The following is a 22,173-nucleotide window of genomic DNA, read 5'->3' as shown; positions in this document are numbered from 1 at the left end:
TTGAAATTCTCTCTAATAATTTGCACCTATATGCGCCCAGTAGCGCTTACCACGCTACTAGATTCTGTAAAAACCCAAACGGTTTACCCAGATGAGATCCTCATTATAGATGGAAGTGTTAATGATGAGACAGAGGTACGCTTTCGCGAAAGCGGAATAAAAAACCTCGTCTACTACAAAGTTTCAGACGCACAAAGAGGTCTTACTAAACAGCGGAATTATGGTATAGAACGAGTAAGTAACACAATGGATGTGGTGTGCTTTCTAGATGATGATACAGTGCTTGAACCTACATATTTTGAGAAAATACTTGACGTGTATCAAGCATATCCTAATGCTTATGGTGTAGGAGGTTACATTAATAACGAAGTGCAGTGGGAGCGTGCAGAAACATTAAACAAAAGAGATATACATCACTTCTATTATGATGGGTATAGAAGGAAAGAGGGAGCGCGTTTTAAATTAAGAAGAAAGTTAGGTCTAGATGCAAATACTCCACCAGGCGTCCTACCGAAATATGGTCACGGCAGGTCTGTTAGTTTCTTGCCTCCTACTGGAAAAATTTATAAAGTAAAACAGCTTATGGGAGGAGTCTCGAGCTTTCCACTAGAGGTTTTGAAAAAGAATAAATTCTCTGAATATTTTGAAGGTTATGGTCTTTATGAAGATGCAGATTATACATTCAGAATTTCAAAACTAGGACAGCTATATATAAATACAGGCGCAAACCTTGCGCATCATCACGACGCTTCTGGAAGGCCTAATCAATATCATTATGGTAAGATGGTAACACGTAATGGCTGGTACGTGTGGAGAGTGATGCACCCTAAGCCTGGATTTATTAATATTATAAAATGGTATGCGATAAGTAGTGTTTTGACACTTATTCGTTTTGCAAATGTGGTTACTACTTCTAGCCGTAAAGGAGCATTAACAGAAGCTCTGGGTCGCACTGTTGGTCTTTTTAGCTTACTTTTAAGCAAACCTAGATAATGCGTTATAAAAAGGACATACAACGTTATAAAGAGTACAGTAAGAGCAGTGCTTTATTACTGGTGTTAACACAGCAGGGATTGTGGGCTTTGTTTGTATATCGTTTCTTTAATGCTATTTATAGATCTACAATGCCCAAGATTGTAAAAGCACCTTTACTGGTTATTGGTGTTTTTTTTCAGAAATGGATTGAAGTGATTACAGGGATAACATTACCCTATGCAGCAACAATAGGTGAAGGCTTATATATAGGTCACTACTCAGGTATAATTATTAGTCCAGAAACCGTAATAGGTAAGCGTTGTAATATCTCGCAAGGAGTAACGATAGGTGTGAGTGGACGAGGAGCACACCGCGGTGTCCCTACAATAGGTAATCGTGTTTATATGGCTGCTGGAGCTGTTATCGCAGGAGGAATAAATGTAGGTGATGGGGCTGTTATAGGAGCAAATTCCTTAGTAATTACAGATGTTAAAGAAGGTACTACAGTATTGGGAGTACCCGCAAAGATGGTAAGTGCTAAAGATTCTAAAGATTACATATAATGAATTTTTTAGTTATTTCTGACGCTCCTATCTTATATAAAAAGGGAATATATGAAGGGTATGCCCCTTATATAAAAGAGATGAATATTTGGCTTGATTCAGTAAATCAAGTAACCTTTGTATGTCCCACTAGTTATAAAAAAGCACTACTCACTGCTCCATTTAATAGACAGGACATCAATGTTAAAAGTCTCCGAAGACTAGAATTTAACAGCTTTTTTGTTGCACTTATATCTATACTTATATTGCCATATCAAGCCATCGTTTTATGGAGTGCTATGCGTAAGGCAGATCACATACACTTGCGGGCTCCGGGTAACCTGTGCTTACTTGCTTGTGTGGTACAAGTTCTGTTTCCTAACAAGAAGAAAACTGCCAAGTATGCTGGAAATTGGGACCCTTTGTCAAAACAACCACTCGCTTACAGACTTCAACAAAGGATTTTATCGAGTACCACGCTTACTAAAAATATACAAGTGCTAGTGTATGGAGAGTGGGAAAACAGTACTAGTAATATCACACCTTTTTTTACAGCAAGTTATTACCTAGAAGAGATAGACTCTTTTAAAAAAAGAAGTTTTAATAAACCTTTAAGAGCAATTTTTGCAGGCACAATGGGAAGTAATAAACGACCATTTGAAACGGTACAGCTTATACATAAGTTACGTAAAGCTGGTCTTGATATAGTGCTTGAGATGTTTGGCGATGGTCCACAAATGGAAGATATCAAATGGTATAGGAAGGAAAATGGTCTCCTTGATTACGTCATTTTGAGAGGAAACCAACCGGCAAACGCTGTAAAAGAAGCCTACAAAAGATCTGATCTTGTCATACTATTATCAAAAAGTGAAGGCTGGCCTAAGGTTATTGCAGAGGGTATGTTTTGGGGAGCAATTCCTATAGTTACTCAAGTTTCTTGTGTTCCTTGGATGCTAGATAATGGCAGCAGAGGAATACTTGTTAAAGATCCAGATAAAATAAAGACCACTCAACTAATCAAACAGCTAGAAGATAGTGCATCTTTACCTAAAATGAGTAATGCTGCCACACAATGGTCTAGGCAATATACGATGGACACATTTACAGCTCAGATAAAAGAATTGCTTTAATGAGAGTATTACAACTTATAGACTCACTAGATGCAGGAGGGGCAGAGCGTATGGCAGTAAATATTGCAAATGCTTTATCTCAGAATGGTGTAGAATCATATTTATGTGCCACAAGACGAGGCGGATCGCTAGAAAATGAACTGTTTGTAAAAGAGAGCCTTTTTATTTTAAATAAAAAAGCGACCCTAGACGTAATTGCTTTTTTTCGATTTTTTAAATGGTTAAAGAGAAAACAAATAAATATAATTCACGCACATTCTACCTCAATACATCTTGCAGTTTTTGCAAAAATTTATAACAATAATATTAAGGTAATCTGGCACGATCATTATGGAATGAGTGACTCTTTAGAAAATAGAAAAGCCTATTTACTCAAGCTACTAGGACCTTATATAAATAAAGCGATAGTTGTAAATCCTAAGCTTGTCCTATGGTCTAAGGAAGTGCTTAAGATTAATAAAGTACACTTTTTACAAAATTTTGCTACTGTAACGGTGAATCAATCTAAAAAGACGTTGCTTAATGGAGAAGCAGGGAAGCGCATAGTGTGTCTAGCAAATTTACGCCATCAAAAAAATCATTTAGCGCTTATTGATGCTTTTGCAAAAACACAATTGCAGTTTCCAGATTGGACGCTTCATCTTGTGGGGAAGTCTTTCAATGACGATTATTCAAAATCTGTGATGGATAGTATTATTACAAATAATTTATCTAATAGTGTTTTTTTGTACGGAAGCTGTCAAGATATAAGTCACATACTTGAGCAAAGCACTATTGGGGTCTTAACTTCCTTATCAGAAGGGCTCCCTGTATCTCTACTTGAGTATGCAAATTGTGGTTTGCCGGTCGTTGTAACAAACGTTGGGCAATGTGCTGAGGTAGTAGGTCAAGATGGATTTGTTATTAATAGCGTTATTGAAGAGCTTCCTGATGTGCTTACTCAATTAATCAAAAACAAAGATAATATACAAAGGGTAATGGGAGACCGCTTTCGCGAAAGCGTAAGTACAACCTATAGCAAAGAAGCTTTTATAGAAAAGTTAATGCCCATTTACAACGATTTAATATCTTAGGGTGGTGAGTATTTCTCAAAATAAAACATATACAGTCTTTTTGATAATTCATATTATCATTGGGGTTTTGGTATACTTTGTAAAGCCATTTGCAATTGTTTATTTTCTTGGCGTTGTAGCTTATTTTATAATACAGATTTTAAGGACTGGGAATAAAAATAATGAAGCCCTTATGGGGGCGGCTTACATAGCAGGCGCAGAGGTTTTTTTTAGAATGAGTAATGCCGTCCCTATCTATGAGGCGGGAAAGTATTCTGTAATTTCATTTATGTTAATTGGGCTCTTTTTGAGCGGTGCTAGCCGAAAATCTGGTGTTTACTGGATATATATATTCTTACTATTACCTAGCGTGCTCGTAGCTTCAATAACACTTGACTTAGGGACAGATGTGAAGAAAGCCGTTTTCTTTAACCTTAGTGGTCCCGTATGTTTAGGAATATCTGCATTATATTGTATAGATAGAAGAATAACGTATCGCCAGCTATCTAATCTTACAAAATGGATTCTATTACCCATAGTCGCAATGTCTATTTATATAACTCTTGGAACTCCAGATCTGAGGGAGACTTTACGAAGTACCGGAGCAAATTATGCGGCTACCGGTGGTTTTGGACCTAATCAAGTATCTACCGTACTAGGTTTAGGTATGTTTATGGCTCTAGTACAATTAATTGTTAATAGTAAGAATAAAGTACTGTTATTCGTTCATCTCGCCTTAATAGGCTTTTTGCTTTATAAAGGTATAATTACTTTTTCGCGTGGGGGGGTTATCACAGGATTAGTTTGTAGTGGTGCTTTTTTAATAATCTATTTTGCCGGATCCAAAGGAAAAGTTAGAAGGAAGATGATAACCTATCTCATCTTACTGGGTGGTGTTTTAGTAGGGGCTTCATTGTATAGCTCCTTTCAAACCAATGGACTTATAAATAAACGATATACAAATAGAGATGCAGCGGGTAGACTTAAGAGTGATATTACTACAGGTAGAGCGGAGTTATTAGAGACAGAGATATCTGCATTTTATAATAACCCGCTTGTAGGAGTAGGTGCAGGAAAGGTAAAAGAGTTAAGAGGTAATGAAAACATTGTTGGGGTTGCCTCTCACAATGAGATAAGTAGACTATTATCAGAGCACGGTATCCTAGGCTTAGTAATACTTGGCATTTTAATCATTTATCCATTAGTTTATAGATCCAAAAACAGGCGTAATTATCTGTTTTTTTCGGCGCTGTTGTTTTGGTTCTTAACTATAAACCACTCTTCAATGCGTATTGCGGCACCAGGTTTTATTTATGCTTTATGCCTATTAAATATTGTAAATGAAAACAAGAAAACTCCTGTACGTAGGCAACGCGCTCTCCGCTAGTGGTAAAACGCTCACTACTATAGAAACTTTGAGCCCGCTGCTCGAGCAGGAGGGCTATGACGTAATAACGACATCCCAAAAGCCTAATAAACTTCTTAGGTTGCTGGATATGATTGCTACCTTTTACAAGGTAAGGGACACTGTAGATGTCGTTCTAATTGATACCTACAGCACACTTAACTTTTGGTATGCAGTGATTATAGGGAGGCTTTGTAGCAAGAGTAACCTTCTTTATATTCCCATCTTACACGGTGGTAATTTACCAGAGCGGCTAGAAAATAAACCACAAATATGTAAAGCACTTTTTGGTAAGGCAAAAATAAATGTTGCGCCTAGTGGTTATTTATATAACGCTTTCGCGAAAGCGGGATTCTCAAATCTCATACACATTCCTAATACGATAGAAATCTCTCACTACCCATATAAAGTGCGAACAGCTTTTGCACCAAAATTACTATGGGTACGCTCCTTTGCCAAAATATACAATCCTTTAATGGCTATTAAAGTTTTGGAGGAACTTTTATCATATCATCCAGATGCTGTGCTCACTATGGTGGGGCCTGATAAGGATGGTAGTCTGGAGGAGTGTCGCGCATATGCATTAACCAGAAAGTTGCCAGTAACCTTTACAGGTAAGCTATCAAAAGAACAATGGATAGCAGAGAGCGTTCATCACGATATATTTATAAACACGACAAATTTTGATAATATGCCACTGAGCGTAGTAGAGGCAATGGCTCTAGGCTTACTCGTAGTATCCACCAGTGTGGGAGGGATGCCTTACCTTATAAGTGATAGAGAAGACGGCTATCTTAGTCCACCGTTAGACGTTAAGTTGTTTACCGAGAAAGTGGTAAACGCAATTACAAACACTAGTGACAGTATCAAGATTACACAAAAAGCTCGAGATAAGGCAGCTGCATATGACTGGGAATCAGTCAAAAGCAAGTGGCATCAAGTGCTCTCCTAATTTTATGATATATTTACACCCCTAACCAACTAGAAATGTCGTTTTTCTCAGATATTCATTTTAACGTTTCAGAACGTAAAGTGTTGCTTCGTATTTTTGATATAGTGGCTGTTCTGGGAGCACTTTATCTTACACAGTTATTTTTAGAATTTGATTATCTCGAGATCAATAGTCATAACCGAGTAGCTATTCTCGTCCTAATAGCCTATATATCTATTTTTGGGACTGTTTTTGAACTTTACTTTTTACCCAAAACAGTAAAGTTTCAGACTATGCTTAAAAATGTGATTTTAACCGTATCGGTAACTGTTTTATTCTATTTGTTAACCCCTTTTTATACTCCTATTCTTCCCGAAAACAGACTGCAGATAGTATTTTTCTTTCTAGCTATGGTTATAGGTATAAGCCTTTGGAGATGGGTTTATATAACAGTTATTGCTGCTCCTAGGTTTTATAAAAAAGCTATTGTGGTAGGAGATTCATTTAACATTAGTAAGATTATAACAAATCTTGAAAGTGCAGATCCTAATTATAAAATAGCTGGTTATGTAAATACAGAACCTATGACAATTGAAGAGGTTATCTCAACCAATGCAAAAAGGTTTGAAATAGATAGTATAGTTAAGACTATAGAAGATAATGGTATCTCAGAGATTATTGTGGCTAGTAGTTATACAGATGGAGTAATGCTACCTCTTTATGATCAACTTATAACTCTTTTAGAAAAAGGATTTCCCATACGTGAGTATATGCAGGTGTATGAGGAGATCACACAGCGTGTACCTGTAGAGCACGTAGATAAGGACTTCTATCGTTATTTCCCATTTAGTAGGAGTAATCAAAATAAATTCTATAAACTTTTCCATAGAGTGTTTGATATTATTTCAGGTCTTTTAGGTTTATTATTTATTACTGCTCTGTTACCACTAGTGTGGGTAGGAAATTTACTTGGCAATAGAGGACCACTTTTTTACACACAAACTCGTGTAGGTCTCAATAGTAAACCTTTTAAAATCATCAAACTACGTACGATGATTGTTAATGCAGAAAAAGATGGTGCCGCTTGGGCTCAAAAAGGGGATAAACGCATTACTAAATTTGGAAGGTTTTTAAGAATGAGCAGGATAGATGAGATTCCGCAATTTTTTAATGTATTAAAAGGGGAGATGAGTGTCATAGGCCCTAGACCTGAACGCCCAGTATTTGTAAAAGAATTGTCTAAAGAAATTCCTTTTTATGAAACAAGACATATTGTAAAACCAGGGCTCACTGGCTGGGCACAAGTAATGGGTAGCTACACTAGCTCTGGAGAAGGCGCTTTAGAAAAATTACAATATGATTTATACTATATAAAACACCGTAACCTTTTTATAGACTTGAGTATTATACTTAAAACTATAAGTACAGTTATAAATTTTAGAGGGCAGTAGTTCTTTTATTCCTCTCTTGTGAGCTTAATATTTCTCAATATATAAATATACCTTACGGTTATTGCTATAAGAAGCGGCAACAATGAGGGAGCATAACTCTGTACTCCTATCGCCCAGTGAGCAAATAGTAAACACATTAAAATAACTGCTAGTTTCATATAAGGATAAATCCATCTTGCAGGTTGCACCTTCTTAACGGCAAATGCTGCAAGTATGTGAAAAGGAAATGCCCACAGAATATTATAATTCCAAGCGGTAGCAGTATGGTCTGTACCAAACCACAAGAAAGCCACTAGCACACCCGTAACACCCGTAAAAAGTAGAAGAGTAGAATCTAGCCACCCTATTCCATTATCACCTTTAAAGTCTTTATAGGTCTTGTAAATGATAAATAAAGCAATGAGTCCTAGTATAAATAGAGGGCTTACATAAAAAGGGACTCCATAAGAGTGTATAAAGCTAGGTTCAAATATAGTCTGAGAGTTTTTAACCAGTGCTTTTGAACTATTGCCACTAGTTACTTGGGCTGTTTTAAAATAAGCCATAAGCTCGTTAGGTAAAAATAAATGCTCCTCTGGCGTGGCAACACGATCTATCACGGACCCAAGAGCTACATCTATACCTAAACTTCCCCAGCTGTTCCAAGGTACATACTGTCTTATAAGATCCCTATGAGTGAGCGTTGTATCTATACCTGTATGTTGTAATGCAAGAGATCCTTCTACAGAAGATGCAATGGCATAATAAGGTCGTGTTGCACAGTTGTCATAAAAGAAATCATATTTATAATAGCGGTTAGCCTCATCTAGATTATAGAGTAAAAACTCATAGGTATCTTGCTTTTCTTGCTGGTTTAGATTGAGCTCTTGTGATTTTATCCAGCGCTGTTGCGCTTTATAGCTGTACTCAAAATTTTTATAAGGAGCGGCTGCTAGCTTGTAAAGTAGTTTTCCTCTAGCAAATTTTAAGTAAAAATTAGGCGTGTCAAAGTCAAAAACACCATAATTAAAAACCAGATCTATCTTGTTAGGTACATCTTTAACACGTACAGAAGTGTGCCCAAAGGCGTCATAAAGCTCCGGCCCTGGGCCTATAGTTATGAGTTCGATACTTGCCTCTGGTGAAAGTGTAGGAAATCGTTGCTGTGCCTCACAAATAATAGAGTAAGCGAGTAAGAGTAGGAGTAGTGCCTTTTTCATAGATGGTAAAGATAGTTGAGAAGTGATAAAAGACCAACGCTTATCTCTTAACTTAAATCCATAAAAAAAGCCAGACATAGTCTGGCTTTACTATATTAAAAAGGTTTTAAACACCTGGTATGATACGTACAGGTACTGTAAATTGTTCTCCCACTTTTTGTGTATCTAGTTTTTCATAATTAAGGCGTGACTTAATAAAAGCAGCTACATATTCTTCTTTAGTGTCTACATCTATTACCACTACCTCACTTGCTTTGTTTACCATCAAGGTAACCTGTGCAGTAAGATCTTTTTTTACTTCAAATCCTGGCTCGCTTAAAAGAGTTGCCACTTGTTGAGTTACAGTCTTCCCTTTCTCGTCAGACGTTGGTTCAGTTTCGGTTGCAAATACTGTGCTTATTGATAATAAGGCTACAAGTACTAATAGGTTTACTTTTTTCATAATAGGTTTTTGTTTTTTTCGATGAATTCTATAACAAAGAGACGGCTATTTTTTCAATATGTGACACCTCGACTTGAAGCTTAACTGTTCTTTAACCCTCATTTACAGACGTTAACGTTGTGTTGATTTTCAAATAACGCTTTCGCGAAAGCGTAAAAACATACTCCCTAATTAATTGTTTAAAACCCTAAATAGGTCATTTTGAAAAAGGAAAAATTATGACCGAAAGTGTAGTAATTATGAGATTTTATTACACATAGTGCAATGTTACCAAAACAAAAAAATCCCGCTCTATAAAAGCGGGATTTTGCAACGTGATTACTCACGTTTATATAATGTAAGTCTTAAGCTAGTACAGCCTGAACTTTATCTGCAGCTTCTTTAAACTCGATAGCAGATTGAACGTCAAGTCCAGAATCATCTATAAGTTTCTTTGCGATATCTGCATTAGTACCTTGTAAACGTACAATGATAGGTACGTTTATAGTTCCCATATTTTTATATGCATCGATAATACCTTGTGCGACACGGTCACAACGTACAATACCTCCAAAAATGTTTACTAAGATTGCCTTTACAGCTGGATCTTTAAGTATTAATTGGAAAGCAGCCTCAACACGCTCAGCATCTGCAGTACCTCCTACGTCAAGGAAGTTTGCAGGCTCACCACCAGATTGCTTAATAAGGTCCATAGTTGCCATTGCAAGTCCAGCACCATTTACCATACACCCTACGTTTCCGTCTAGGTCTACATAGTTAAGTCCTTTCTCACCAGCTTCAACCTCTACTTGGTTTTCCTCACGCTTGTCACGCATTGCTGCATAATCTTTACGACGGTATAATGCGTTATCATCTAGTGATACCTTAGCATCTACTGCCATAATCTTATCGTCACTTGTTTTAAGAACAGGGTTGATCTCAAAAAGTGAACTGTCAGAATCTGTATATGCTTTATAAAGAGCAGCAACAAACTTTGTCATATCCTTAAAAGCAGCACCGCTTAACCCAAGGTTAAAAGCGATTTTACGTGCCTGGAAAGGAAGTAATCCTGTTGCAGGATCTATCTCTTCGTGAAAGATAAGGTGCGGAGTCTCCTCTGCTACCGTCTCAATATCCATCCCACCTTCTGTAGAGTACATAATCATATTGCGACCTGTCCCTCTGTTAAGAAGTACAGACATATAATATTCTTCTGGCTCGCTGTCACCTGGGTAGTATACATCCTCTGCAACAAGTACTTGGTGTACTCTCTTACCTTCAGCACTAGTCTGTGGTGTTACAAGATCCATCCCTATAATCTGGTCTGCGATTGTTTTTACTTCATCAAGACTTTTTGCGAGTTTTACACCGCCACCTTTACCGCGTCCACCTGCGTGTACTTGGGCTTTGATTACGTGCCATCCAGTACCGGTTTCTTCTGTAAGTTTTTTGGCAGCTGCAACAGCTTCATCTGGAGTCTGTGCTACATAACCGCGTTGGATACGTACGCCAAAACTATTTAATATCTCTTTTCCTTGATATTCGTGTAGATTCATAATCTTCGTTTAAGATGCTTAATTTGCCTCGCAAAAATAACAAATGCGCTACGGGAGCGCAATAGTTTTTGTGATTAATTCTGAGGAATGATTTTATACAATTTCTGCACTTAGTCCCGCTTGTAAAAGTTTAGAACAACGAGGCTCTAAATCTTTGTAATCGCCAGACTTTACAGAGCACTTCCCTTTATAGTGTACCAGTAGTGCACACTGGTGTGCTTGATTTTCTTCGTGATCACAAGCATAGATGAGAGTGTTGATCACGTGATCAAAGGTATTTACATCATCATTGTAGAGTATAATCTCGTGTGCCGGTGATTCTTCGGTTAAGATGTCTAGTTCTTCTTGATATTTTTCTTGATTGCTCATATCATTAAGATTTTTGCTACAAATTTACAAATTTTGTGGGTTTACGCTTTCGCGAAAGCGTAATTCTAACATAATATTATCAACTCTATAACTGTGTCTAGCCTCGCTTCTCAAACTTACAAGCGACCCAATTATTGCGCTCGTAGTTACTAACGAAATAAAGTCCGTGTTCATTGCATTTTTCAGAAATAAGCGGAATATCTTCTGTATAAAATCCACTTAATAATAAAATTCCATCTTCGGGAAGACAGCTAGCATAGGTAGGGATGTCACTTAGTAGTATGTTGCGATTTATATTTGCGATGATGATGTCATAATTTTTGTCACTAAGTAAAGAGGCTTCCCCCTCATAAGTGGTGATGTGTTTACAGTTGTTACGTTCCACATTTTCTATAGTGTTAAGGTAGCACCAGTTGTCTATATCTATAGCATCTATAGGTTGTGCGCCACGCATCTCTGCAAGTATAGCAAGCACGCCTGTTCCACATCCCATATCTAGTGTTTTCTTACCTGCAACATCAAGTTTAAGAAGATGCTTGATCATCATATGGGTAGTCTCGTGATGGCCGGTGCCAAAAGACATTTTTGGCTCTATTACGATATCAAACGCTACATCTGTTTTTTTGTGAAAGGGCGCTCTTACCGCACACTTACCATCTACTTCTATAGGTTCAAAATTCTTTTCCCATTCCTCATTCCAGTTTACTTGCTCTATCTCTTCTGCAGTATAAGTGATTTTAAATTCTTGAGAATTTAAAATCTGTATATCATTGAGTAGTTGGTCAAACTGTACCTCACCTTCTGGAAACGCCTCTTGTTTCTGTATGTATGCAATTACACCGGTAGAGGTCTCTGTAAAGCTTTCAAAACCTGCGTAGCCTAGCTCTGCAATGAGAATTTCTGTAGCAGGGTCGCGTGGTTCTATAGTAAATGTGTAGCCTAGGTAGATGGGAGTCATTAGTTGTTTTTTTGTAAGTTGTATGTTGCTTCTGGGTCTATGGTGAGAAGTATAGATCCATTTACATCGGGCAAAAATACGGTTTCTGTATCGATGAGAATCTCTTCTTTTGCAGTAAAATCTACTCGGGCAGCTTCTCTAAATTGCTCATTTTTTATAAGTACTTTATAAGGAGCTCGTAAGCTAAAATTCCACCTTGTAAAGTTTTGATTTTCTAAAAGCGTATAGCTGTCCGGTTGCAGCATCTCGTGTGTCATTTTTACTGCTCTGCCAGTGTGTAAAGACCCTGCGCCATAGAGGCCAAGTAGCGGCTCGTTTGCCTTAATGTGATCTATGTTTGTAGCAGAGAGTTTTATAATGCTACTCATCTCATCTACAGATAGGTCATTGTTTACGGAGAGCATAAGACCTATAGTGCCGGTTACTAGTGGCGCTGCGGGTGAGGTAGCTTGATAAGGGTTGTAAGCAATCTCTCCATTTTTTTGAAACTTGTAATACTGAAAGATGTCATTACCCGGCGCCACAATATCTACTGTGGTGTCAAGATTATTTGTAGAGCTTAAGTACAGTCTATAGGTGTCTTTTGGGTCATTATTTGCAAATCCTCCTGTGCGGGAGAGGTGATACTGTTGTTTTTCGGCATAATATTTACCATTCTTTTCTTCTATGTTGAGACCATCTTCTATAGTATCATATTTATGTTGTACACTACCCACAGATAGTACGTGCTCATAGGCACCTGGGTATCTTAATTGTGTTCCGTTGGTTTTGCTATAAGGTGCATTATGGGGCACAGATACAATGATGGTCCCAAGATCTCGCATCTCATTAATAGCTTCTTGAGCGGTCTCGTAATAAATGCGACTTCCCCAGCTGCAGTTTATCACTTTCACGCCGCTTCTCGCAAGTTCTAGTAGTTGATTAAATTCTTTAAAATCTCCATAGGTAGTAGTCTTGATGCTACAGTCGTAACAAACACCTGCACCAGCATAGGCATTATCACCTTGAGCAGCTGCAATAGCTGCTATCGTAAAGCCGTGTCCACCAGAGAGGCTGCTTTTTTTTACCATTGTAAGTTTACCAGCAAACTCTGGATCTTCTGGGTCTACATATCCATCAGAAATACCAATGTGAATATCGGGAGAACCCGTTGTGTAATGCCAGGCTTGGGGTACTCCAAGAAAATCATAATAATCAAATATAATCGGTGCTCCTAGATTTTGTCCTGTAGTACTTGTAACTCCATAATCATTAGGTTCATAGATTTGTAGCTTTTGAGCGGTAATACTTTCAGAAAACTCAAATATATCTGGAGAAATCATTTTTAACTCTTGCTGAAAGGCAGGCGTAGCGGCAATGGCATAGAAGGTGCGCTTGAGCTTATCGCGAGTGGCATATTTAAACCCTTTTCGAAAGACCTTTACATCGTGTTTTTCAAAAAGCGTTTTTAAACGCAAGTCATCTCCTGTATATGTAACAACAGAGTCTTGTGTTTTTACAGGTATTTCTATAGCATTTGAAACAGTTCTTATATAAAATCTGTCCTCTTGTGCCGTAATGGTATAAGAGAAAGCAATAAGTATGATGATGACTAGCCGCTTCATAACTATGATTTTTTAATAGCAGCTATTTCTTTTTCGAGCGTTGCGACTTTGTCTAGTGCTTGTTCTATTTGTTTCTCTTGGCGAATGAGGTGTAGCGTGAGTTCTTCTACTTTTTTGAGGAGTAATCTATTCATCTCACCTAGTTCTATCCCGTTTTTAAGTACCTCTTCGGTAGAGGGGATTTCTGGTAGATGCCCGTTTGTGTTTATGTAGTTCTCAATTTCGCGTAAGCGGGCTAAATCATACCCGTCTTCAAAAACAGTATCTGCCCATTCCTTTAGATCTACTTTTACAGAGCGAGCGTGTATGCGTCCGTTTACTTCTAGCTTATCTGTAGGCTTCTTTTTGCCTATGCCCATATTGCCACTTTTAGTCACATAAATGGCGTTGCTCTCTTTTTTGTTTTTAAAGAGAGCCAGTGATCCATCACGGTTTGTGGCAGTCTCACTAGTAGTTTGAGCAGCACAGCTTGAGGTGGTTAATATTATAAGTAGAGCGAGCGTAAGTATTTTCATTACAATAAGATTTAGCTCTAAAATACTAATACCAATTGATATAAAATAAAAATGCGCCAGCCGTGATGGCTAGCGCATTCCTATTTATGATAAAATGTGCCTGCTTTTAAGCAAAAGCATTTACAATTTCAAAAAAGTCATCTGCTTTAAGCGATGCACCACCTATAAGGCCGCCATCTACGTCTGGCTTGCCAAAAATCTCTTTTGCATTACCAGGTTTTACAGATCCTCCGTAAAGTATGGTTACATTTTCTGCTACTTCTTTGTTATAGGTCTCTGCAACTGTTTTTCTTATAAACGCGTGCATATCTTGTGCCTGCTCTGGTGAGGCAGTCTCTCCCGTACCTATTGCCCATACTGGCTCATATGCTAGCACGATACTAGACCAAGCCGAAGCATCAAGGTGAAAAAGTGCATTTTTAAGCTGGCTCTCTACAACCTTTTCTTGGTTGCCAGCCTTGCGATCTTCTAGCTCTTCTCCAAAACAAAATATCACTCGCATCTCGTTTTCAAGAGCAGCATTTACCTTTTCTGTAAGAAGCTCATCTCCTTCATTAAAATAGGCACGACGCTCGCTATGACCTAAAATTACTGTATTTACCCCCACGCTTTTAAGCATATCTGCAGAGATCTCACCAGTGTAAGCTCCACTTTTTGCCTGGTGCATATTTTGTGCGGCTACAGTGATGTTACTATCGCTTAGACTCTCAAAGGCGCTATGTAAATTAATGTATGTAGGAGCAATAATAACCTCTGCATCCCCATTATTTACTTTGCGTTTTAAGTCTGTGATGAGACCAGCTGTGGCAGCAAGGTCATTGTTCATTTTCCAGTTTCCGGCAACGATGTGTTTTCTCATTATGTATATTTTTCGGCGCTAGGGTTGTAGCTTGTTAGTTGTATGTGATTATAGATGAGCTTATCAAAGTGATTAATAAGGGTTGTTGTTACGCTTTCGCGAAAGCGTACTCATCATAACAAATATAACACCCGTAATTGAAGTTTGGGGTGCGGTTAACGTAGTTTTCACGATACCGTTTTCGTAAGGAGGCAGTGTCTTATCCCAGTTTTACCTTTGGGTCTAGCCATTTATATACAAAGTCTACTAAGATATTAATGATAACAAATAGGGTTGCAATCACTAGTACAGCTCCCATAATAATAGGGAGATCTAAGGTGTTGAGCGCATCTACTATCTCTTTTCCTAGTCCGTTCCACCCGAAGATGTATTCTACAAAAACAGCACCGGCTAGCATAGATGCAAACCACCCAGAAATTGCAGTTACAACAGGGTTGAGCGCATTTTTTATAGCGTGGTTTTTAATAATCTGGTAGGTGCTAAGCCCTTTTGCACGGGCGGTACGTATGTACTCTTGATTATATACTTCAAGAAGTGAGTTGCGCATAAGTTGTATTACAACTGCTAGTGGTCGTATGCCTAAAACGAGGGCTGGTAATATGAGGTTTTTCCAGCGTATGTGTACCTCTTCGCCAAAATCATCCATCTCATACAGGCTACCCGTCATATTAAGATTAGTAAAGGAGTGCAATGCATAGCCAAAGAGCCAAGCAAACAAAATAGCACTAAAAAAACTAGGAACACTCATCCCTAGGGTACTTACAATCTGTATGGTCTTATCTACCCAAGTGTCCCTCATTTGCGCCGAAATAATACCGAGTATAATCCCAATAATTATCGCTATAAGTATGGCGCTTACCGCCAGTACAATAGTGTTAGGTAGCGTTTCTGCAATAACTTGAGTGACTGGTTTACCCGTTTTCTGAAAGCTTTCTCGTAAGTATGGATATTTTAATACCACAGTAGTATTACCTATCGTAAATAAGGGAGTAGCGCTATACTTCCCAGAAGTGAGAGACGTGTAGTTAGTATGATCACTTGCGTGAAAAGACAATGGTGACAAATCATTGAGGTAATACCCATATTGAGTACTTACAGGCTTATCAAAACCATACTTTGCACGCACCTTTGCTAGTTGTTCTGGGTCTTCATTTTGATCTAGCATCATACGTGCGGGATCACCGGGTAGTACCGTAAATAAAAAGAAGATAACCGTCACAACTCCCCATAAGGTGAGAAGTGCATAGCCTAGTTTATATATAAGTTGCTTGACCAAGTTATTTTATATCACTAGGAGTGAGTTTTCCTTGTTTTATAGCAAGCGCATCTTCTAGCGAAATCGCTTTATACTCAAAGCCTTCACCAAAGAGTGCTTGTGCATACTCCTCAATAGTTTGTGTAAAACCTGCTTGAGCGCGCATTGCATTTACCTCTTCTGGGTTTTTTACAGGCCACATAAAATCACCAGATCCATAGTTTACGCCTTGCGTTCCATATACTTGTGGGAGGTCTTGCTGTGAGAGATAACGATCCTCCATCATTGCAACGAGGCGCATAGGTAATTCTCCCTTTGCACCAGCCTCCTTTATAGTGTCTAGATAAGTGTCTATTTTATTAGAATGCTGCACTACATACCAGGCTGCGGTGTTTGTAGGCTCTCCTACAATACTTTTACCTGGATAACCAGATGTAGTAAGTATGCGTTCTACTCGCTGCAAATTAATGCTGTCTAGTAGTTCCTGCTGTTTCCATAAAAAGCCTTGCAACTCTTCTGGGGCTACACCTGCTTTTTTAGCCTCAGCTATTTTTTCTGGACCTTCAGGTAGATACATTAGTTTGCGGTATTTCTGGTCAAGGTATGCAATGCTGTCTAGCTCATACTTGAGAGCAAAGTCCATTTCTGGTTTACTATTTTCTTGAGGTACAAGTCGTAGGTCTTCTGCATCATTGTAATGCAATTTTTGGAGAATGGTTCCTTTATGCATACTCACAATACCAGGGTTTGCGCGTATAATGGTTTTAAGTACCGTCTCATCTGTAAAGAAAAACTTAAAAGGCAATCTGTTTTCTTGTACAAAAGCATCTGCAGCGTCTTGGGCAGATGAGCTTAGCCCTATTACATTATACCCTTTGCGTATAGCCTCTTCTGTAATATTACGTATGTTGTAATAACCCTGAGCTTCTGTGTTGAGTAAATTATAGGCAATGATTACGATTAGATTTTCTTTCTCAAGATAAGTGGTTGTATAATCCCTGCCGTCACGCTCTATAGTAAAGTCGTGCACAGGTGGTTCATATCCCTCACTAGTTTGTACTACTTCATAAGATACGTATGTGCCATCTACCTCTGGATACCCACCATCTGTAGTGATTACCTCTTCTTTGCCATCTACAAGAAAGGTCCATTGATACTCAAAGGTCGCCTCTGGTGCTCCTTCTGGTACCACCATACCCTCTGCAATATTAGACCCTACTTTGTATGCTCTAAAATCTAGCCACGGTAGGTGCTCAAGTACGTGCATACCAAAAAACATACATCCTAAAAATGATACAAAAACAAGCGATGCATTTATAAGTTTTGAGAAGAGTGGTTTAATGTGTTTCTGGTTAATCATTAAGAAAAGAATCAATACTAGAAGTATCACATCCTTTGCAAAAGACTCCCAAGGCACGAGTGGTATCGCATCGCCAAAGCACCCACAATCTGTCACCTTATTAAAGTAAGCCGAGTAAAACGTGAGGAATGTAAAAAATACAATCATCGCAAACAGCAGCCACAAGGTGATTTTCTTTCTAAAACCTACGAGCAGTGCAATACCCAGCAACACCTCTACGACAACCAGTATGATGGAGATAAGCAGTGCATAAGGAGATAAAAACTCTAACCCTAACACCTCTGCGCTAAAATATTCTTGAAGTTTATATGAAAACCCAAGCGGGTCATTGAGTTTTATAAAACCAGAAAAAATAAACAAAGCACCTACTATAAAGCGTGCTATGTGTGTAAGTACCTTCATCATAAAAAAGCTTTGGTCGTTTTTAATATAGCTGTAGTAAGTAATAAATATTAAGCCTCTCCTAAGTGTATCATTGCAAACACCGCATAGTTTATCATATCTTGATAATTTGCATCAATCCCCTCAGATACCAGTGTTTTACCTTTATTATCCTCTATCTGTTTTACACGTAAAAGCTTCTGCAATATAAGATCAGTAAGGCTGCTCACACGCATATCTCTCCAGGCCTCACCATAGTCGTGGTTTTTATCCATCATTAACTGTTTTGTGAGTGCGATTTTCTCATCATAAGCCTTTACAGCCTCTTCAAGCTCGAGGTCGGGTTGCTCTACCACACCGCGCTCGAGATTTACTAGCGCCATCGCACAGTAATTTATAATACCTATAAACTCAGACTGCTGCCCCTCATCTACCTTTTGTACCTCGTTTTGCTGTAAGCCACGTATGCGTTGTGCTTTTATAAAAATCTGATCTGTAAGAGATGGCAAGCGCAGTATGCGCCACGCACTCCCGTAATCCTTCATTTTTTTTATATACAAATCTCTACATTGAGTGATTACCGCATCATATTGCGCAGACGTATCGGCCATAGGGTTTCTTTTGATTTTTGGTAAATTTCGGTTAAAAACTTCAATATAAGAAATACCCCTTGCCTTATAAAGAGAGAAGTGTACTATCTTTTTGAAGCACACAATTTATGGTGTACTTTTGGGGGAGTATCCCGCTTTCTGTTGCAATTCCTCGCGGCGGTTGCACCAGCCAGCTGTGGGATTTACACGGCAATCGGGGCTAGAGACTAGAGGTAGTCTATACCTCGAGACTTTATAAGTGATACTACTGTATATAAATACCTAACTACATCTAAACAACGTTAACCTATAATGACCATAAACTGCAACGGAAAGCTAATAGATCTCACCACACCAAAGGTAATGGGTATTCTCAATCTCACACCAGATAGCTTTTATGATGGAGGAAAATATGGTGATATAGATGCTGCCATAAGTCAGGTAGAGATGATGCTTAGCGATGGCGCTACGTTTATAGATGTAGGTGCATATAGCTCAAGGCCTGGTGCGACAGATATTTCGGTAGAGGAGGAGGAGCGCAGGCTTATACCGGTGGTAAGGCAGTTGGTTACTACTTTTCCTGAGATTGTGATAAGCGTAGACACCTTTCGCGCAAGCGTAGCAAAAAAAGCAATTGAGGCAGGTGCAGCTATTGTAAATGATATAAGTGCTGGGATGCTGGATGATGATATGATGGCTGTCGTAGGGGCATTACAGGTGCCTTATATAATGATGCATATGCGAGGGACGCCTCAAACTATGAAGCAACTTACCACTTATGACAATTTTCTTAAAGAGGTGATGTACTACTTCTCAGAGCGAGTTGCAGTGGCAAAAAGTCATAAGATTAATGACCTTGTTATAGACCCCGGTTTTGGCTTTGCAAAAACTACTGCGCAAAGTTTTGAACTACTCAATAACCTTGACTTGTTTAAGGCTTTTGAAATGCCCGTGCTAGCAGGTGTTTCTCGTAAATCTATGATTTATAAAACATTAGATGTAGCGGCAGATGGAGCTCTTAATGGCACGACGGTTCTTAATACGGTGGCAATAAGTAAAGGAGCGCGTATACTGCGAGTACACGATGTTAAGGAAGCTATGGAGGTGATATCACTCTCAAATGCTTTGACATCTAACGTGTCTTAATAAGATTAGGTTTTATAACAATTGCAATTAATCTCCGTTAGGATACACAAAACCGCCTTTGATTAACAGAATTTTGGCAAAAAAATGCTATTTTTCACCTCTTAAACATTTCTATGATGAAAATCCTACGTCTAGCATTAGCTTTCATACTATTTTCTTTTTCTAATACCTTGGTTTTTGGACAGGCTAGTCCTGGTGGACCTACGTGTGCAGACGCTGTACCTTTTTGTACGGCAGAGCTAGCTCAGCCCTTTGATAACTGCTACAATGGTAGTACAAATCCAAACTGTACTACTTCTGGAGAATCAGGAATTGATTATGGCTGTTTAGGCTCTACGCCCTATCCAACTTGGTATTTTTTACAAATAGACCAAGCGGGAACGCTTGAGTTTGAAATCGTTCAAAATGGATCTATAGAAGACGACGGAACTCCTACAGGAAACGGACTTGATGTAGATTTTGCTATTTGGGGGCCCTTTAATGATACTAACGTATGTGGTATGTTAGGATCACCATTAGATTGTAGTTTTTCGGCAGCACCCATTGAGAATGCCACTATTCCAAATGCGCAGGTTGGTGAGGTTTATGTTTTTTTAGTAACTAATTATGCTGCAAGTATTGGAGGTACACCGAATGGAGGTCAAGGTGAAATTTTTATAAGTCAAACAAATGCTACTGCCGGTAATGCAGGAACTACAGATTGCTCAATAGTTAATGCTTCTTTAGGAGCAGATCAAGAGGTTTGTGATGGAGAGACAGTAACGCTAGATGCGACATCACCAGATGCTGCTGGATATGCTTGGGCAGTAGATACGGGCGCAGGATTTATGCCAGTACTAGATGGTACGGGTACACAAGTTACAACAGCAACACTTGACGTAACGACTTCTGGTAACTACCAAGTGACTATAACAGATTTTAATGGTGACACCGGGACAGATGAGGCGTTAGTAACATTTTTTACGGTACCTACAGCAACGCAACCAGCAGATCTTTTTGAGTGTGATACAGATGCAGACGGATCGGCTACTTTTAATCTAGACACTCAAATAGATGATATCCTTAATGGGCAAGACCCTAATGAGTTTGATGTGACTTTTCACTTAAGTCTTGCAGATGCTTCTGGTCCGGCAGGAATAGGAGCCCTTGCAGGTACCGCAGCTTACACTTCTACTACAGATGAGATATTTGTGCGTGTAGAAAATGCAAACTTGGCTGAGTGTGTAGCGACTACAAGCTTTATGATTAACGTTGTAGACTTACCTGTAGCAACAATGCCAGATCTTTATGAAATTTGTGATGATGCGGCAGATGGTGATGATACAAATGGTGTTGCCACCTTTGACCTATCTACACTTAATGATGATGTTTTAAATGGACTTGACCCTATGCAATTTGTGGTGAGTTACCACGCAACAGGTCCTGATGCGACTGCAAATGCAAATCCATTACCGCTTGCTTATGAAAACGTAGGTTCACCAAACAATGATCAAATCTTTGCACGTGTCGAGAATACGGCTTTTACAGGTTGTTTTTCTATCACCCCAGTAAATTTACGAGTAAATCCTCTACCTGTATTAGCTTCACCTGTGACGCTACGCCAGTGTGATGATGATATGAATGGAGTAAGCATTATAAATTTAACCCAAGCAGAAGGCGAGTTAAGTACAAATGCCGCAAACGAAACCTTTGCTTATTTTGATTCTTCTGGAGCTTCTATTCCAGACCCTACTGCTTATATGAATAGTAGTAACCCATTTCTTGAAACAATTACAGTAACAGTAACAAACTTAAATGGGTGTTCTCGCGATGGTGCCATAAATCTTATAATTAGTGCTTCTCAAATACCTGGAGGTACATTATTTGCAGATGAGATGGAGTGTGATACAGATAGTGATGGGGTAGCTTTGTTTGATTTTTCTGCAGCTACAGCAGCTATAGAAGCATCGTTTGCTCCGCAAGTTGTTATCGTGTCTTACTATGAAACACAACAAGAAGCTTTATCTGAAGTAAATCCTATTGTAGATCCATCTGCTTATAATAACAACCTTACGTATACAAGTGCTGGAGGAGTTCAAGATATCTGGGTACGAGTTGAAGCAGACACAGATAATGGTTGTGTAGGTCTTGGAGAGCACGTACGTCTTACCGTTGTTCCTAACCCCACCTTTCTACCCAACATCTCTTCACTTGAAGAATGTTCACCTATCGCAAATGCTGCACAATTTGATCTAACCGAGAACGATGCCGAGATTACGGGCGGTGATTCTAATATTCTTGTTACTTATTATGAAAATGTAGGGAATTACACGGCGATGAATGCTATTGCTAACCCTACCACTTTTTTAAACAGTAGCAACCCTCAGACCATTTACTACAGTCTAGAGGATGCTACTACAGGCTGTACTACGTTTGATTTTGTCAACCTTGCGATGAACTTTGAGCTCATCGTAAACCAGAATCCTGTACTCACC

19 protein-coding genes and 1 pseudogene are annotated in these 22,173 nt (G+C 38.7%); 9 read left to right on the top strand and 11 right to left on the bottom strand.

The genetic code is table 11. The features are described from left to right. From ACFO5T_RS06970 to ACFO5T_RS06940, 7 genes are all read left to right on the top strand, one after another. Entirely contained in the window at positions 1 to 993 is a 993-nt protein-coding gene (locus ACFO5T_RS06970; RefSeq protein WP_380033155.1) for a glycosyltransferase family 2 protein, read from the top strand. Next, positions 993 to 1,538, top strand: coding sequence for a serine O-acetyltransferase (locus ACFO5T_RS06965; protein WP_380033153.1), 546 nt, complete (start codon positions 993 to 995; stop codon positions 1,536 to 1,538). Before ACFO5T_RS06970 ends, ACFO5T_RS06965 begins: the two co-directional genes overlap by 1 nt. Continuing rightward, positions 1,538 to 2,647: a glycosyltransferase gene (locus ACFO5T_RS06960; protein WP_380033151.1), complete on the top strand. Its 1,110-nt coding sequence runs from the start codon at positions 1,538 to 1,540 to the stop codon at positions 2,645 to 2,647. Before ACFO5T_RS06965 ends, ACFO5T_RS06960 begins: the two co-directional genes overlap by 1 nt. Next, a complete protein-coding gene (locus ACFO5T_RS06955) occupies positions 2,647 to 3,720 on the top strand; it encodes a glycosyltransferase (protein WP_380033149.1) in 1,074 nt (357 codons plus the stop codon). The genes ACFO5T_RS06960 and ACFO5T_RS06955 overlap by 1 nt, the downstream gene beginning before the upstream one ends. Positions 3,721 to 3,892: 172 nt before the next feature. Then, on the top strand, positions 3,893 to 5,086 hold the full coding sequence (locus ACFO5T_RS06950) for an O-antigen ligase family protein (RefSeq protein WP_380033147.1): 1,194 nt from the start codon (positions 3,893 to 3,895) through the stop codon (positions 5,084 to 5,086). Then, on the top strand, positions 5,040 to 6,056 hold the full coding sequence (locus ACFO5T_RS06945) for a glycosyltransferase family 4 protein (RefSeq protein ID WP_380033145.1): 1,017 nt from the start codon (positions 5,040 to 5,042) through the stop codon (positions 6,054 to 6,056). The genes ACFO5T_RS06950 and ACFO5T_RS06945 overlap by 47 nt, the downstream gene beginning before the upstream one ends. Before the next feature lie 35 nt (positions 6,057 to 6,091). Next, positions 6,092 to 7,486: a sugar transferase gene (locus tag ACFO5T_RS06940; protein WP_380033143.1), complete on the top strand. Its 1,395-nt coding sequence runs from the start codon at positions 6,092 to 6,094 to the stop codon at positions 7,484 to 7,486. 5 nt (positions 7,487 to 7,491) lie between these two features. Here the strand turns inward: ACFO5T_RS06940 and ACFO5T_RS06935 are convergent, their stop codons facing one another. The 11 genes from ACFO5T_RS06935 to ACFO5T_RS06885 all read right to left on the bottom strand — a co-directional run bounded on the left by ACFO5T_RS06935 (position 7,492) and on the right by ACFO5T_RS06885 (position 18,574). Then, positions 7,492 to 8,763, bottom strand: coding sequence for a lipoprotein N-acyltransferase Lnb domain-containing protein (locus ACFO5T_RS06935; RefSeq protein ID WP_380033141.1), 1,272 nt, complete (start codon positions 8,761 to 8,763; stop codon positions 7,492 to 7,494). Between the two features lie 28 nt (positions 8,764 to 8,791). Further along, positions 8,792 to 9,127, bottom strand: a complete 336-nt coding sequence (locus ACFO5T_RS06930; RefSeq protein ID WP_380033139.1) for a hypothetical protein — start codon at positions 9,125 to 9,127, stop codon at positions 8,792 to 8,794. 344 nt (positions 9,128 to 9,471) lie between these two features. Then, a complete protein-coding gene (gene sucC, locus ACFO5T_RS06925; protein ID WP_035328085.1) occupies positions 9,472 to 10,662 on the bottom strand; it encodes an ADP-forming succinate--CoA ligase subunit beta in 1,191 nt (396 codons plus the stop codon). A 93-nt stretch (positions 10,663 to 10,755) separates the two neighbouring features. Then, a complete protein-coding gene (locus tag ACFO5T_RS06920; protein ID WP_035328087.1) occupies positions 10,756 to 11,031 on the bottom strand; it encodes an ATP-dependent Clp protease adaptor ClpS in 276 nt (91 codons plus the stop codon). A gap of 97 nt (positions 11,032 to 11,128) precedes the next feature. Then, positions 11,129 to 11,989: a 50S ribosomal protein L11 methyltransferase gene (gene prmA, locus ACFO5T_RS06915; protein ID WP_380033136.1), complete on the bottom strand. Its 861-nt coding sequence runs from the start codon at positions 11,987 to 11,989 to the stop codon at positions 11,129 to 11,131. Next, positions 11,989 to 13,593, bottom strand: a complete 1,605-nt coding sequence (locus tag ACFO5T_RS06910; RefSeq protein WP_380033134.1) for a S8 family peptidase — start codon at positions 13,591 to 13,593, stop codon at positions 11,989 to 11,991. Before ACFO5T_RS06910 ends, prmA begins: the two co-directional genes overlap by 1 nt. A gap of 2 nt (positions 13,594 to 13,595) precedes the next feature. Further along, the gene (locus ACFO5T_RS06905; protein ID WP_380033132.1) at positions 13,596 to 14,108 is read right to left on the bottom strand and encodes a hypothetical protein; all 513 of its coding nucleotides are present in this window, start codon (positions 14,106 to 14,108) and stop codon (positions 13,596 to 13,598) included. Positions 14,109 to 14,214: 106 nt separating this feature from the next. Beyond that, the gene (gene tpiA / locus ACFO5T_RS06900; RefSeq protein WP_380033130.1) at positions 14,215 to 14,967 is read right to left on the bottom strand and encodes a triose-phosphate isomerase; all 753 of its coding nucleotides are present in this window, start codon (positions 14,965 to 14,967) and stop codon (positions 14,215 to 14,217) included. A gap of 199 nt (positions 14,968 to 15,166) precedes the next feature. Continuing rightward, positions 15,167 to 16,243: an ABC transporter permease gene (locus ACFO5T_RS06895; RefSeq protein WP_380033128.1), complete on the bottom strand. Its 1,077-nt coding sequence runs from the start codon at positions 16,241 to 16,243 to the stop codon at positions 15,167 to 15,169. Position 16,244: 1 nt separating this feature from the next. Beyond that, positions 16,245 to 17,987, bottom strand: coding sequence for a BT_3928 family protein (locus ACFO5T_RS06890; RefSeq protein ID WP_380033126.1), 1,743 nt, complete (start codon positions 17,985 to 17,987; stop codon positions 16,245 to 16,247). Between the two features lie 47 nt (positions 17,988 to 18,034). Beyond that, entirely contained in the window at positions 18,035 to 18,574 is a 540-nt protein-coding gene (locus tag ACFO5T_RS06885; RefSeq protein ID WP_035329080.1) for a DUF1599 domain-containing protein, read from the bottom strand. 291 nt (positions 18,575 to 18,865) lie between these two features. On the opposite strand from ACFO5T_RS06885, the gene folP reads away from it, so the two are divergent. Next, positions 18,866 to 19,699, top strand: a complete 834-nt coding sequence (gene folP / locus ACFO5T_RS06880) for a dihydropteroate synthase (RefSeq protein WP_380033123.1) — start codon at positions 18,866 to 18,868, stop codon at positions 19,697 to 19,699. Between the two features lie 113 nt (positions 19,700 to 19,812). Next, a pseudogene (locus ACFO5T_RS06875) lies at positions 19,813 to 22,173 on the top strand (T9SS type B sorting domain-containing protein); the annotation flags it as partial.

The organism is Dokdonia genika (assembly GCF_042652845.1).
Lineage (GTDB): Bacteria > Bacteroidota > Bacteroidia > Flavobacteriales > Flavobacteriaceae > Dokdonia > Dokdonia donghaensis.
The sequence above is the reverse complement of the archived record's forward strand: the minus strand, read 5'-3'. Positions and strand labels throughout refer to the sequence as shown.